We start from the raw sequence: 15,228 nt of genomic DNA on the forward strand, positions 1-15,228 counted from the left end.
AAGCGTGGAATGCCTAGCGGCGCTGCGTGCCCTCGTCGCGGCTGGCCTGCGGGAACTGGAACGCGCTGTCAGCGTCGTAGCCGCTGCCGGCGGTCGTGCCTCGCGCAGGCGGTGCGATGCTGCTGGTGCCGCTGCCGAAGCCGAGGATCTGCACGCTGATCACCGACGGCTGGTTGCGCCGTGCCTCGTCCTGGCTCTTGCGCATCACATCCTGTGCCGCCTGGCTGGCGCTGTTGGCTGCCGCACTGGCCGAGGCCAGCGCATTGACGTTCACCGATGCCAGCACCGGCAGGCCCTTGCTCTCGCCCTGTACCTGGATGTTGGCGGCGTTGAGCACCTGCAGCGCAGCCAGATTGATGTTGCCCGAGACGCGGATACCGGCCTCGCCCGCATCGATGGTGCCCAGCGGCGCGATCAGGTCGACGTCGCCCGGCCGCACTTCGGCGATGGGGTTCAAGGTGGCGATGCCTGCGCCACTGGCGGGAGCCTGCGGCGACAGGATCACATTGCCCCAGCCGTCATAGACGCGACGCGGAGGCGTATACAGCAGCGTAGTCTGCGAACCGCGACCGGCATTGATGTCACCCTGCTCCGACCAGGCCAGGATGTCACCACCGAACGTCGTCATCACCCGCGACAGGCCCAACAGCACGCTGTCCTGGCTGAACAGCCGGATATCGCCCTGCCCCTGGGTAACGAGGCCAGCGCTGGCAGGCGGCACCACGCCCTGTACGCCGACCACGATCTGGCCGCCCGGCGCCATCAGTTCGATGTGGCCGCCCGCCTCGGTGCGCACGCCGGAGCCGCCGTACATCACGATATCGCCGGTACGGTCGATCGTCGCACCGGTCGCATCCTTGTCCGGCATCAGCGTGGCGATGGCTTCGCGCCCGCGCAGGTAGGAGCCGAAGCGGGGCCCTTCTGCATCGGTGTACTCACGCCCACCTTCGCGCAGTTCGGCGTAGTACACCTGACGCAGGAAGATGCGCTGCTGTTCCAGCGGCAGTGCGTCGAATGCAGCCAGCGCCCCGTCGCCGTCGGCAGCTACGCCGAAGCGTTGCTGCAGCCACTGCTTCAGTTCCTGGTCGTATACCTTGACTGCCTTGCCCGGCTGCGACGCAAGCGATTGCGCGGGATCGGCAAGGTTGACCGGGTCCAGATAGCGGGAACGCAGGGCCGCGAAGTCGATCTGCTGGCTGCCGGCCGTCAGCGCGATGCTGGCACCGGGACGGGTGTCGCCCTGCACGATGCCACCGAGGCTGACGATGCTGCCCGCATCTTCCTGGCGCAGCTGGCGGCCGGCACTGATCTCGGTGTTGCCGGGGCCGGCGATGGTCGCGTCCAGATGCACGATGTCGCGGCCCGCCGCCGCCACCGTGATGTCGGTGGGCGCGGTGTTCAACGCGGTCATCGACACCCCGAGGATGTCCCGGCCTGCCCGCAGTTGCACGGCGCCGGCGGCCTCGAACCAGTTCAGCTGCGTGCGCTGCCCGACGTTGGCATTCAGCGTGCGCTGGGCGCCGGTGGCCAGACCGATGATGTCGCCCTGGACCGCGTAGAAACGGCTCGGCGCCAAGGCCGCAGACGCGGTGGACAGCGGAGTATTCGGACCGAACGCAAACAGCGGAAGCGATGCCTCCGGCGATGCAATGTTGCCGTCGACCGACAGGTTGTGCCGCGAGCGGGTCACATTGCCACTGGAATCCCCCTGCTCGGCCATGAATGCCGGGTCGAAGGGTCCCGGCAGGCGCGCGTCGCTGGCGGATCGCGCGATCTGGGTCGCGCCACGCTGGGCGAAGATGCCGCCACCGGCCAGGACGTCCAGCCGTCCTGTCGCCGAGGGCGCCAGCAGGATCACATCCTGCGTCCCAGGCGTGGTGCTGATCCGGTCCAGCTTGATGTCGCCCTGTGCAGCAATGGCACTGAAGCGCGAAGGATAGAGCCAGTAATTCAGCAGATCATCGCCGCCGCGCACAACAAGCTGGACCTGCTCGCGCCCCAGATTGCTGCCCGTCACGTTTTCCGGCCCGGCGAGGCCCGGCGCGAGGTCACCACCGGCACTGAACAGATCCACGGCCGTGTTGGCGGTCCACAGGGAGAACCACGTGCTGCCTGCAGCGCGCGCGCCATCGTCCTGCAGGACCGCGCTGTAGTTGGCCAGCGGAACCCGGCCGGCATCGGCGACACCGCCGAGCACCACATCGCCCCGCGCCTGCAGCTGCGCGGCGGCGTCGCCCAGCACCAGCACCGGCCCGCCCATCGCGCGGGCGGCGTCGGGCGCAAACAGGTCCGCCGCGCGCTGCACACCCAGCGTCGCGTAGCTTTCCAGAGTGACGCCCATTGCACCGATGCGCCCCGCGTCGAGCTGCAGGCTGCCGCGCAGATTGCTGAAGGTACCGTTGAGGTCGAGATTCTGGCCCGCCCTGGAGGCATTGAGGCCGGAGAACGTCGCCCGCAGATTCGGATTCAGTGTGCCACCGATACGCAGTTGCAGGTCGCCACCGCCGGTCAGGTGCAGCTGGCCATCGCTGACCCGGCCGGTCGATCCCACCGCCGCGATGATCGCACCCGAGCGCGGTGCGATAATCGAGCCCAGCGCATCACCTATCGCATCACGCACGCCGGCGTCACGCCCGGCCTCCAGCGTCAGGTTGCCGCCGCCCAATGTACCGAAGCCGGTGAAGCCGACCATCCGCGGAGAGGCGCCAGCAGCAGCGGACACGTTGGTGTAGGCGCCAAAGTTCACCCACCAGCTGGTCGGCACCGGCTCCACGCCGGTGGTGCTGCCGGTTCCCTGCCGCCACAGCCAATTGCCGACCGCGGCACTGGAGTACAGCGCCCAGTCGCGCTCGCTGGTGCCCGACTCTGCGCGCCCGGTCCAGACGTCACCGACGATATCGCGCCCGGCTTCGACGCGCAGGTTGCCGCCATGATCGGGATACCAGGCCTGGTAGCCGGCCAACGCGGCGTCATAGCTGCCCGGCACCAGGTTCGAACCCAGCAGTGCAGTGTTCCTGGGGGCTGCTGCACGGGGCGAATTGAAGGCAGCGTCGCGGCCCTCGCCCAGCGTGGTGGGAGCGCCCGCCGTGTATACACCGAAGCCGGACTTCATCACGACGTCACCGGCAGCGAGCAGCTCGAGGTCACCCTTGCCGGTGCGCAGCACGCTCCAGGCCGGCGTGCCTGCGCGCTTGCCGTAGGTGGTCACTTCGGTCTGCGTGCCACCGCCGGCGCAGTAGCTGGGTGCGGTGCTGCAGAACTCGTCTTCGGTCATGCCGAACATCGCCGCGAAGTCCTTCGCAGGGGTGCCCACGTAGGATTCGTCGCCCCAGTAATCCAGCGAGCCCTGCGCGGCCACCTGGCGGGGTGCCGGGCCGCAGTAGTCGGCCGACATCGCGCAGAACTCATCTTCGGTGAAGCCGAACATGTCGGCCAGCTCCGCGATCGGGCGGCCCGCATAGGAGGTGTCGCCGATCCAGTCCAGCGATGCCTGCTCGGTCAGCGCGCGATCACCCACCCAGATGATTTCGGTCTTGACCGTACCGATCGATCCCTGGTGGGTGTCGGCCAGCACCACGCTGCCTTCGCTGCCCCAGCGCCGGCTGCGTGGATCGGCTGCCCCGGCATCGGCACCGGCAACCACGGTCAGGTCCCAGGAGGTTGTGCCCTCGGCCAGCATCGGCGCCAGCGCCCAGTTGCGCCCCTGGTTGCCGTTGGCATCGGCCGGCCGCAGATTCACTGGCCCGTTGCCGGCCAGCTCCACCTTGGTCAACGATGGAATGTACGCGCCCACCTTGAGCTCGACTTCCCGTGCCAGGCGCAGCGCAACTGGCAGCACCGCACCGGCGGGCCACTCCTGCGCCGCCATCTGTACCGCGCTGCGCAGGCGGAAGCCGGCCCCCAGCCGCGCACCGGCCGCCAGCATCAGCGGCTCCTGCAGCACGGTGCCCGCCGCCAGCGTCTGCCCGGAGTCGGTGGTCACTGCCGCACCCAGCACCGTGCCCGCAGGCAGGCGCAGGGTCTGCGAGATCACCATCGGCGCGGGCAGCACGGTACCGACCGGAAGCGTTACCGATTCGACCGGCACGTCATAGTTCAGGCGGGTGCCGGCCTGGAACTCGGTGCCGGGCTGCAGCTTCACTCCGTCCACCGGCACCACCAGGCCGCCGCCGAAGGGGGTGTGCCCGGCGCTGCCATTGCGAGCCTCATACAACTGCCAACCGCCCTCGTCCGGCGTGGACGGCGGCGGGGCGAAACCATCATTGATGCTGCCATAGACGTTGATGTTGCCTTCGGCGCGCAGCACCAGCGAGGCCGATTCGCCGAAGCCACGCCGCGATGGATCGGCGCGGTTGGCTTCGGGCCCGTAGCGGTAGCCGGACAGATCGATGTCGCCGGCAATGGTCAGGTCGCCGTCCGGGTTGGCGTCGCTGCGCCGCGCCACTACCTGCACGCCGGGACGCAGGCGGACGTCGCCCAGCGCGGCCGTGCGCTGCTGCAGATCCGGATTGCCCAGCGCGCCGTCGATCCAGGCCACGCTGTGCGGATCGACCACCTGGTCCAGCCACTGCTGGGTGACCAGCTGCGCGCGGTTGCCGCGCACATCCGCGGTGGTGGCCAGGGGTGCATCGTCGTAGCGGCGGACGCCATTGACCTGGATGTCGGCCGCGCCATCGATGCGCAGGCCGCTGGCCGCGGCAATCGCCGCGTCGTTGCTGCCCAGCCGCGGTACATCGATCTTCAGCGTGCCGCGCGGCGTCCTATCGTTCTGGCCAGGACCTTCACCGACGGCAACGTCGCTGCCGGCACGCAGGTCCAGGTGCGCCGCGCTGCCCAGGCCGACGGCGCCTTCGGCGCTGCCCAGCGTGATGGTCGCCCGGTTCGGACTGTCGATGATCTTGCCATGGCTGTCCACGCGCAGGCCGGTACCGTGCGCGTCCAGCGTGCCGTCCACCTGCAGCTGATCGCGGGCGTACAGGCGGATGCTGCCGACCTGCTCGCCGCTGGCATCGATGCGGCCCGCCACGGTCAGGCTGCCCGCGTCGACACTGATGTCGACCCGGCGCGCCTTCACTTCGTCGCCGATCCGCAGATCGCCTTCACCGATCTGGAAGCTGCGACCACCGACGACGCCGCCGGCGGTCAATCGCTGGTTGAGGCCGGTGAAGTCCTGCAGCTGGCGTGCCCGCACCACCAGTTCGCCACCGTCGTACGGCACCAGCGTGCCACCGGCGTCGTAGCGGCCACTGGCGGCACCCTGCAGAACACCAGCCAGATCGGCTTGGCCGGCCATTGCGGTGACCGTCAGGCGCCCGCCGCGGTTGTTGCGGGCGGAAACATCGATGCGGGAGGCCGCATCGGTGCGGATGTCCCCCGTGTCGCTGGACAGCAGGACATCGCCGCCCCAGCTGAACTTGTCCACGTCGTACAGCGGGACCTTGCGCCCGGCAAGGTCCAGCGCGGCCCAGCTGCCAAGCGTGATGCCCTCGCGTGCGTTCGCCGACAGCCGTCCGGACGCCAGCGCGATCGTGCTGTCCAGCGTGATCCGGTTGGCGTCGATGCTCAGCTCACTGCCCAGTGCATCGCCACCCGCCTTGCCGGTGCCCCCCTGCAGGCGGAAGTTGCCGCCGGTGCGCACGCGCAGCTGCGCGGCGGGATCGGCAGTCAACAGCGGTGTATCGATACCCAGGCTGCCTCCGCTGTACTGCCAGCCCTTGTCGGCCAGATAGTCGCCGCGCTGCTGGAACACGTCCAGCGTGCCCTGCGCGGAGAACGACAGCTGCTCCGAAGCACTCAGGTTCAGCGCACTGAATCCAAGCACCTGCCGGTTCGCAGGTACTTCAGAGCTGGGACGACTGAATGGCGCCCGCCCCAGCTGCAGCTGTCGGGTGAAGATGTCCAGCTGCCCGGCGCCGAGCCGGTCAACCATCGGATCGGCCGGCGGCACCGACGCGTCGCTGCCCGGCGCCTGGCTCGCCGCCAATGAGCCGTCCCAGACCAGCGTGTCCACCCGGATGCGCGCACGGTCGGTCGCCGCACCGTAGCCGCGGATGGCCTGCGCACCGAGCACGAGCGTCTGCAGGCCACTGCGGCCGGTGGCACTGTCGCGCGCGTCCAGGTCGACGCTGCCGAACACGTTGACAGAATCCCGCGCGACCAGGCTCAGCGTGTCCAGCGCCGGCGCGCCGGTGGCATCATTGCCGCGCAGCAGTTGCTGCAGCACGGACTGGTTCATGGTCATGCCACTGGGCAGCGCCCCTGCCGCAGCGGCCTGCGCGATCGCTTCGGCACTGCCGAGGTTCAGCGCCGCCATGCTCAGGCCGAGCTGGCGGGTGCCATAGCTGGCCGAGTCGCGCATCTGCAGCGTGCCATCGGTCGCTACCGCGATGCTGCCATCGGAAACCAGCCGGGTCTGGCCGTCGCATGCCGTCTGGCACCCCCCGATGTCGATCGCCACCGGGCCTGCCTCCACGCCGGTGGTGCCGGTGAACAGGTTCAGGCGCTGGTTGGACACCGCCAGCAGGCCGCCGGAGACCTGGTAAGGCAGCGTCGCGCTGGCATCCGCGTTGGCCGATGCGAACGGCAGTGTATCGAGGGTCGCACCGGCCTCGACCAGCACGCCGCTGCCACCGGAGGCCGCTGCCACCAGCACTTCCGGTGCGTTCAGGGTGACTCCGGAGCGGATCGCCACGCTGCGTGCCTGGCCGGTCACCGCCACCTGCGAAGCCACCTGGTTGAACTGCCCGCCGATCATCATCCGCGCAGGCAGGAAGGCATTGAGCGCGTCGTCGCTGAAGGTGGCGCCGCGATCACGCGCCTGCGATTGCGCACCGCCATCGACGATCTCCAGTGAACCGATCGCCGGGCTGGCCAACGTGGCTGTCAGCGTGCCGCCGCGCCCGTTGTCGGTGGCGGCGCCGAACCGCGCAGTGCCGGCGAAGCGGATGGCAGGCGTGTCTGCACGACCTGCGCCTTCGCCCAGCGCAAGGGTCAACCCGAGCGCATCGATGGTCTGCCAGCCGCGCGACTCGCCACGGCGGTCGGCCACCGATTGCGCGAAGCTGTTGTAGGAGGTTTCGTTGTAGCCCGAGTGCCGGCGTACCACCGCGGCGGGGGTCAGCAGGATGTCGGTGAGCAACGGCGAGATTGCCGCGCCCAGCGCCGTGCGCTGCTGCCCGGACACACGCCAGGTGCCGGTGCCGGTCGCGATGGGTTGCGCGATGCCCGAGGTGCCGTTGGCGCCCAGCTCCACCCGGAATGCACCGGGCTGCAGCGCATAGCTGGCCGGCATCAGCGTGTAGGTGCCTGCCGCCAGGCCGGGCACGCCCGCCGGCACGGTGATCTGCTGGCCCACCCCCGGTGCGGCGAATCCTTCCTCGCCGCTGGGGGCGAACGTCCCGGCGCGTCCCGGCACGATCGCATACACCGGGTTGCCCGACGCACTGAATTCATAGCGCGGATTGGCGTCGGCCAACGCCGTTCGCAGCACGTCGACAGAGCCGCCGCGCCCGGACACGAAGGCCGCACCAGTCAACTCACCACCGCCGGACATGTCCAGCAGTGCCCCCGGCGCCACCTCGATCTCGTTGGCCTTCAGGGTCACCCCCATCGAGGAGATGCCGGCCGGCGTCTGCGAACTCACGCTGCGCGTGCCGACCCGCCAGTCGACACCATCGACGGTGCCACCGTAGGGCAGCGACAGGCCGGCGCCGCTGGTGGAGGTAACGCTGCCCGGCAGCAGTTCCACCCGGCTGCCGACGGTTCCGTTCTGGATCAGGCCGCCCAGCTGCAGCGTGCCCATCGGCACCTGTACGTTGCCGCCCTGCTGCACCGTGGCGGCCACCAGGCGAAGCGTGCCCCGCGCCGATTCCGGCGCCGGCTGCGTACCCGCACCGATGCCGTGGATGCGCAGCACGGCATCTGGATCAGCCCAGTAATCAGCGGTCTGCACGGTCTGCGCCGAAGCGCCGGCCACCAGCGTGCCGACCGCGCCGGTGGTGGGGTACAGGCGGGCAGCGGTCACGTCCATCGAACCAGCCGTCATCAACGCGCTGGTGTTGCCACTGCTGGCAATGCCGTTGGTCAGGCGCACGTCACTGCGGCTTTCCAACGCCACATGCTTGAAACCCGGCAGCCAGGTGACGTCGCGGATGTCGATCAGCTCGGCCTGCATCGCCAGCGCGTGATCCTCCGGCCCGGCCGAAGCGACCGCGGCGGTGCCCTGCAGGTTCTCGCCCGCCAGCTGGCGCCAGCGCGCCTGCGCCAGGCGGACGTAGGGCGCACTCAGGCGCAACGCCGACGACTGCCCGGCATCCACGGCCATGCCCAGGCTCGAAGTACCCTGGCCGTGGATGCGCAGGCTCTGGGCCAGGCGCAGGTCGACATCGCCGACGGCACGGATGTCACCGAACACGGACAAGTTGTCGAAGCCGCCGGCCTGCAGCTGCTCGACCGACAACGCGGCGTGGCCATATTCCAATGCGGCCGGCAGTGGCTGCGCCGGTGCGCTGTACTGGCTGAGGCTGATCGCACGCGCCCGCAGTACCTCCTCGCTGGCGCCACGTGCATGGATGCTGCCGCCAAAGGCCAGGCCAAGCGTGCCGCCGCGTGCACCGGCACCACCGGCGGCCGCGTCCATCCCGCCCTCCAGGTACAGCGCGTTGGCCGAACGCAGCACGATCTGCCCGCCGTCGCTGTCCACGCGCACGCGGCCCTGGCCATCGATGTCCAGTTCGGCCGACGCGCCCCGCGCCTGCAGGCGCGCACCGCGTTCGACCACCACGAAGGCTTCCGGTGGTCGGTTGTCGACGAATGCGGTGGACTCCCAGTCCAGCGCCCCGCCAATCTCGATGCGTCCACCCGCGCGCACCTGCCCGCGCAGGCGGCCGCTGGGATCGGGCAGCGAAATCGCGTCGGCATCGGCATCCAGCAGCGCGCCTTCGGCGAAACGCCAGGTGCGTTCGGTGCGCTGCCCGGCGTACAGCGCGGTTTCCGGGCGCACATCGTCGATCAGGATGCGGCCGCCCTTGGCCCGCAGCGTGCCTTCAACATCGATGTTGCCTGCACCGAGCAGCGAGATCGTCTGCCCTGGATCGACCGCCACCAGTGCATCCTTGCCAACCCGCAGGTCACCGCCCACGCTGTTGCGGTCCGAACGCAGGCTGATGCTCGCACCCGCGCGCTGGCTGACGCGCCCGCTCGACGGATCGGCGCTGTACAGCGGCGCATCCCACGCCGCCAATGCGGTCGCCCGATCGGTTGCCATCCGCGCGACCTGGGTCAGGCGCAGGCCTGGCAGGGCTGCGACCAGCCGCGCGCCGTCGGCCACTTCCAGGCCCTGGTGGCCATTGATGTCGTACTGCGCAAAGCCACTGCCGAACAGGCCGGGGTCCAGTCGCAGCGACGCGCCCGCCAGGTCCACATCCCCCACCCGCACCTGGCCACCGGTCCCAAGTGAGAAGGAACCACTGCCCTGTCCTCGACCACTGAACCGGCTCCCCTCGCCCAGTTGCACCCGGCCACTGCCGTCGGTCGTAACCGTGCTGCTGTTCGCCTGCAGGCTGATGCTGCCCCCTTTTCCGATGCGGCCCTTGCCGCGCAGGTCCAACGCGGCACCGGCCTCGACGTCGACCGTTGCCTCGGCGCCCACGACCACGTCATGACTGTTGCTCAGGCTCAGGCGGCCGCCATCCGTCCAGGCACCGCTCGCGTCGAGCGGCATCGCCAGTGACGCGTTGCTCCATTCACCGGAGAGATCGATCCGCGTGCCGTCGGCGATGGCGGTGCGGGCGCGGCCATCGTGCAGCAGCGCCGTCGGCCGGCCCTGGACATCCAGCAGGTTGCCCGCCGACAGCTGGCCGCCGGCAATGACGATGTCGCCCGCCAGTACCACCTCGCTGCCGGTCAGGTTGAGCTGTCCACCTGCCTGAAGCCGAAGGTTGCCGTCGAGGCGGATGCGATCGGCGGTCGCCAGGTCGATCCGTCCCCACTGCTGGGCACTCAGCTCCGCGATATCCAGCCACACCGTGTCACGCCGCTCCTCGTTGACCGGAGCCAGCAGTGACCATGCCGCCTTCGTCGGCGCCTTGTCATCCAGGCGTACATCCGAGCCGAACACACCACTGCGGCCCTGGCCGTCGTAGCGCCCGAGGTACAGCTGCGCATTGCGCGCGACCGCCGTCTGCGCCTGCGCATAGCCGTCCAACGCGGTATCCGGCCTGCGATTCTGCTGCGCGCCCTGGAAGGTGGCAGTCTCAACCTTCCCCTCCAGCACCGCGGTCGGTGCGGAGACGATCAGGCGTCCCGCATCGCGGCCGACCGTGTACCCGTTATCGACACGCTGCGCCGCGAATACGATCGGATCACGGAAGGTCTCGGTGATGCCCCAGCGCTCCTGCTTCACTTCATGGCCGCTGTACAGGCCATCGAACAGCATCTCCGCCGGCGCATCGTCAAGGCGGTAGACCTGGCCATCGACGCCGCGCAACCAGCTCTGCCGGATCACGCCGCTCTGCACATCCAGGCTGCCGCCGGCAAGGTTGATGCGTGAGCCACCATGCGTGACCACTTCCCTGCCGCCCAGCAGGACGGTGCCTCCCTGCGCGGCCCATTCGCCGATCGAGTGCCCCTGGTTGTCGAGATAGCCACCCACTTCCAGCAGGCCGCCTGCAGCGTACCAGCGCTCACCCTCGTAGCCCCCGGTACCGGCCGGAACGTGGACCAGCCTGCGGCGGTCGACCCAGACTTCGCTGCTGGTCAGCTTGCCGCTGTCGCGGTTGTCCAGGGCATCGCGCAGTTCGTTGCCCTGCACCTTGACCTGGACATTGTTGCTCTCCATCGACACCTGTACGCCCACTGCGCCGGACACGTCCACGCGCGCGGCGTCGTCTACGTAGCTGCGGGCCGCCGCATCGGCAATGATCTGGCCGCCGGTGGCAACCGTCAGCGAATCCGCACTGAAATGGATGTTGCCACCCGAGACGATCTCCACGCGCGACTGGTCCCGGCGATCATTGTGCTGGGACAGATTGTCGAAAGTTGCCGAGCGCGCGCCAGCGCGGATCGCGTCCTGCTCTGCGGACTCCTTGATGAGGCTGTCGCGCTGCGTATCCAGCACCGTGGCCTTGCCATCGTCCTCGATCAGCACCGCCGTGGTGGCTCCATCTGCAAGCGTGACGCTGCTGCCGGCATCACTGGCCGAAGCCAGAAGATGCACGGTGCCGCGCTGTGCAAGCGTGGTGCTGGCCACGGCCACACCGGCCTGCTCCACGCTGCGCCCGGCCAGAGTCACGTCACCCTCGAGCGCGCGCATCAGGCCGGTGTTGCGCACGCTGCCAGCCGTGCTGCCAGCGATGAAGCGCGGCGCGATTTCATTGCCCCGGGTGGTGGAGCTGGTGTTGGTGGCCGTACCCACGCCGCGCCGGATCACGAAACTGTCACCGGCAGCGAGCTGCACCTGGCCCTTGCGCGCCTCGATCTGGCCGGCGTTCTCCACGCTGTGCCCGGCCAGCAGCACGTAACCACCGCCGCGCGTCGCGCTGGTCGGCTCATGGGTCGCGATGCGGGCACCCTGCTCCACCATCACCTTGCCAAATGCATCGCTGAGCGCGCTGCTGCTGGCGTCGGGGCTGTACAGGCCGTTGTCGCGGAACTGCGCATCGCTGATCCGTGCTGCAGCCGCCAGCAGATTGCGTACGTTGACCTGGCTGTTGTTGCCGAACACCACCCCGTTGCGGTTGGCCACGAACACCGTGCCATTGGCCTTCAGCTGGCCCAGGATCTGGCTGGGCCGCGCCTGCGGATCATTGACGCGGTTCAGTACTGCCCAGTCAGGGTTCTGCAGGAAGTTCAGCGTGGTGTTGCCGCCGATATTGAAGGTCTCCCAGTTCAGGATCGCCTTGTCCGCGGTCTGCTCGACCGTGACCTGCACCCGCCCGTCGCTGCCCTGCGACTGGATTGCGTCGCGCGCATTGAGCCAGCCGCGGGTCAGCGGGTTCTGGTCGACGCTCAGGCCATCCTTGCCGAGGCCATCGGCAACGATGAAGCCAGCCTCGCGGCGCGCCTGCCGCGCCTGTTCCTGCAGGCGCTGCTGCAGGGCAATCGCCTGCGCCGCCGTGCCGAGATTGTCGATCGTCTGCTGCAGCTTCTGCCGTGCTGCATCCTGCTGCTGGGCCGGCAACTGGAACTGGATCGGCACGCCGTTGGGCATCCGGCCACTCTGTGCCGCGCTGCCCTGGGCCGCGCCCCGTTCGGCGAACCAGCCCGGACTGAACGCCTGCTGCGCCTGGCTGGCCGGGGCCACCATGCTGCCCAGTGCGACCGCGATGGCCCACGCCATCGGATGATTGCGGCGCATCGACGCGGCCGGATGAACAGCGGACGGGAGCGGGTGCGACATCGGAACCTCATCAACCTGGTGGGCCGCGAATGCGGCGACGATCGGGGAGGCACGCGCAACGCATGCCCTGCCACAGATAGACGGTTCACGTGACACGAAGCCGACAGCGAAACGCGGCAGCGGCGACACCGTCGCGGAAATGGCGACGCCGGCCCAGGGGCCGGCGTCGGGTCAAGCAGGATTCAACCAGTGCTGCGGATTACAGCGGACGACCGATGCCGGCGCAGGTGCTGGGATTGTTCAGGCCGGCAGTGCTGCTGGCCAGCACGAAACGGTTGCGGATCGCATCGCGCCAGGCCTTGGTCAGCGGGATGAAGCCGTGGTCGGTGATCGACTTCTCATACGCGACGGTGTAGGTCGCCGGATAGTGGCGGGCCAGGAAGCCGCGCAGGCTGGTGGCGACGCTCGAATCCTTGTAGCACTGGCCGATCACCAGGTTGGTGTAGCCGGCGATCGGATAGCCGGCCGACGGGTTGCCGAACACCGGCACCCAGTTGGCGGGGTTCTCGGCAGCGGTGCCGGTCGGCGGAGCGACAGTGTCCAGGGTGGCCTGCACGCTCACCTGATCCGGCGAGAAGCCCTTGACCTTGGCGACCTTGGTCGCATCGGTCACGCTCGGGATCACGTCCGGGCCGACGTAGCCGATACGGCCTTCAGCAGCGTAGACAGTGTTGTACAGCGAGGTGCCACCGGTGGCCGGGGCGGCCACCAGGAACGCCGGCAGGTTGCCGTTGGCATCGCGCTTGTACAGGTCGGCGAAGGTCGACTTGATGGCGAACTTGCCACCCACCAGCTTCGAGGTTTCAGCGTTCTCAGCGGCACAGGCGGCGGTCAGGAAGCGGCTGAACATTTCGCTGGTACCGCTGCTTTCCGGGCGGTACACCACCTGGATCGGGCCGCTGCGGTTGGAATCGATGGTCGACCAGTCGCTGATCGCACCCGAGAACACGCCGCAGATCTGCGCCACGCTCAGGTCCACTGCCGAACCGGCCTTGTTGAACGGGATGGTGACCGAGGTGGCCACCGACGGCACCTGGATCAGCGCGCCGTAGCGGTTGGCATTGGTCGGCTGGTTGAAGTTGGTGGTGTAGGTGCTCAGCTCGGTGCTGCTCAGCACCGAATCGCTGCCGGCGAAATGCACGGTGCCGGTGGTCGAGAACAGCAGCGAGTTGTTTTCCAGGAAGGCCTTCTTGCCGGTGCCCGAACCGGTCACGGCGTAGGTGAAGTTCGCCGGCAGGATGCTGTCGGACGAACCCTTGTAGAGGTCGGCCGGCAGCGACGCGCCGCCGCCGGTAACGGTCTGCGCCGAGGCGGCGCCAACGGTAGCGAGCAGCGCGGTGGCAACCAGCGCGGCCAGGGTCTTGTACTTGTTCATGATCTTCTCCTGAAGGGTTTACTGCGAAGGGAAACACCAAGGGAGGAACGGTCACTACACGCCTGCTGCCGCCGAGGGCCTCCCAGCCCACTCTGCGGCGACGTGTCCATGCTGGTCCGCGCCGATGACAGGCCGCTTAAGAAACCTGTGGAAGATCGAAAAAAGGTGTGGAGGATTGTGTGGAGAATCGAAAGCGTGCCGCGCTGCGCGCTCGCCGGGCATGGCCCGGCGCTACCCGTGATGTCCGTTGCGCCTCACTGCACCAGCTGGTTCATTTCCATGATCGGCATCAGCACGGCCAGCACGATCGTCAGCACTACGCCGCCCATCACCAGGATCATGGTTGGTTCCAGCAGCGCAGTGAGCGCCATCGCGCGACGCTCGATCTCGCGCGAGATGGTCTGTGCGGCGCGATCCAGCAGCGGTGCCAGCGAACCGGTCTTCTCGCCACTGGCCACCAGGTGCACCAGGATCGGCGGATACACCTTCTGCACCTTCAGCGCAGCACCCAGTGCCGCACCTTCGCGTACGCGCGAAGACACATCATCGGCACAGCGCGCCAGCAGCGCGTTTCCCAGGGTCTGTCGCGCCGCTTCCAGTGAACGCAGCAGCGGCACACCGGCATCCAGCAGGATCGCCAGTGTCGAGGCGAAGCGCGCACTGTTCACGCCCAGCACGAAGCGTCCGACCATCGGCACCCGCAGCAGCATCGCGTCCCAGCGCAGGCGCAGTTCGGGCCGGCGCAACGCCAACCGCCATGCCACCACCAGCGCAGCGATGCCGAGCCCTGCCCACGCGCCCCAGCTGCGCACGAATGCGCTGGCCGCCAGCATCACCTGGGTCAGCATCGGCAGCGTCTGCCGCGCCTGCACGAACGCGGTCACCACCTGCGGCACCACGTAGCTGAGCAGGAAGATCACGATCGCCACCGACACCAGGCTGATCGCCGCCGGGTAGATGAACGCGGTCAGCACCTTGGCCTGCAGCGCATTGCGTTCTTCGATGTAGTCGGCCAGGCGCTCCATCACCCGTGCCAGGTCGCCGGAGTCCTCACCGGCGCCCACCAGCGCCCGGTAGATCGGCGGAAAATCACGTGGCCGCGCTGCCAATGCCACGGTCAGGCGCTGGCCGGCACGCACGTCGGCGCGCACGGCGGTGAGTGCCTGGGCTACGTGCGGGCGCTCGGCCTGTTCGATCACCGCACTCAATGCACCTTCCAACGGCAGGCTCGCGGCCAACAGGCTGGCCAGCTGGCGGGTGGCCCAGGCCAGCTCGCTGGCGGACAGCCGGCGCGTGCCCCAGCCACTGCCGGCACTGCGCGCCGCGCTTACCTGCACGGGCGTCAACCCTCGACCGCGCAGCACCTGGCGCGCGCCGCGCGGGCTGTCGGCGTCCAGTTGGCCCTTCTCGATGCGGCCCTGCGCGTTGGCGGCCTGGTAGTCGAACAGCGCCATGC

The 15,228-nt window shown here is 68.9% G+C and carries 3 protein-coding genes; all 3 read right to left on the reverse strand.

What is annotated here, in order from left to right; genetic code table 11:
• Nucleotides 1–13: 13 nt before the first annotated feature.
• The 3 genes from CCR98_RS11740 to gspF all read right to left on the reverse strand — a co-directional run bounded on the left by CCR98_RS11740 (nucleotide 14) and on the right by gspF (nucleotide 15,226).
• Nucleotides 14–12,397 (reverse strand): filamentous haemagglutinin family protein, encoded by a 12,384-nt coding sequence (locus CCR98_RS11740; protein WP_087922749.1) that lies wholly within the window; start codon nucleotides 12,395–12,397, stop codon nucleotides 14–16.
• 199 nt (nucleotides 12,398–12,596) lie between these two features.
• Entirely contained in the window at nucleotides 12,597–13,772 is a 1,176-nt protein-coding gene (locus CCR98_RS11745) for a substrate-binding domain-containing protein (RefSeq protein ID WP_087922750.1), read from the reverse strand.
• Between the two features lie 254 nt (nucleotides 13,773–14,026).
• The gene (gene gspF, locus CCR98_RS11750; protein WP_087922751.1) at nucleotides 14,027–15,226 is read right to left on the reverse strand and encodes a type II secretion system inner membrane protein GspF; all 1,200 of its coding nucleotides are present in this window, start codon (nucleotides 15,224–15,226) and stop codon (nucleotides 14,027–14,029) included.
• Nucleotides 15,227–15,228: the final 2 nt, after the last annotated feature.

It is taken from the genome of Stenotrophomonas sp. WZN-1 (assembly GCF_002192255.1).
Classification (GTDB): Bacteria; Pseudomonadota; Gammaproteobacteria; order Xanthomonadales; family Xanthomonadaceae; genus Stenotrophomonas.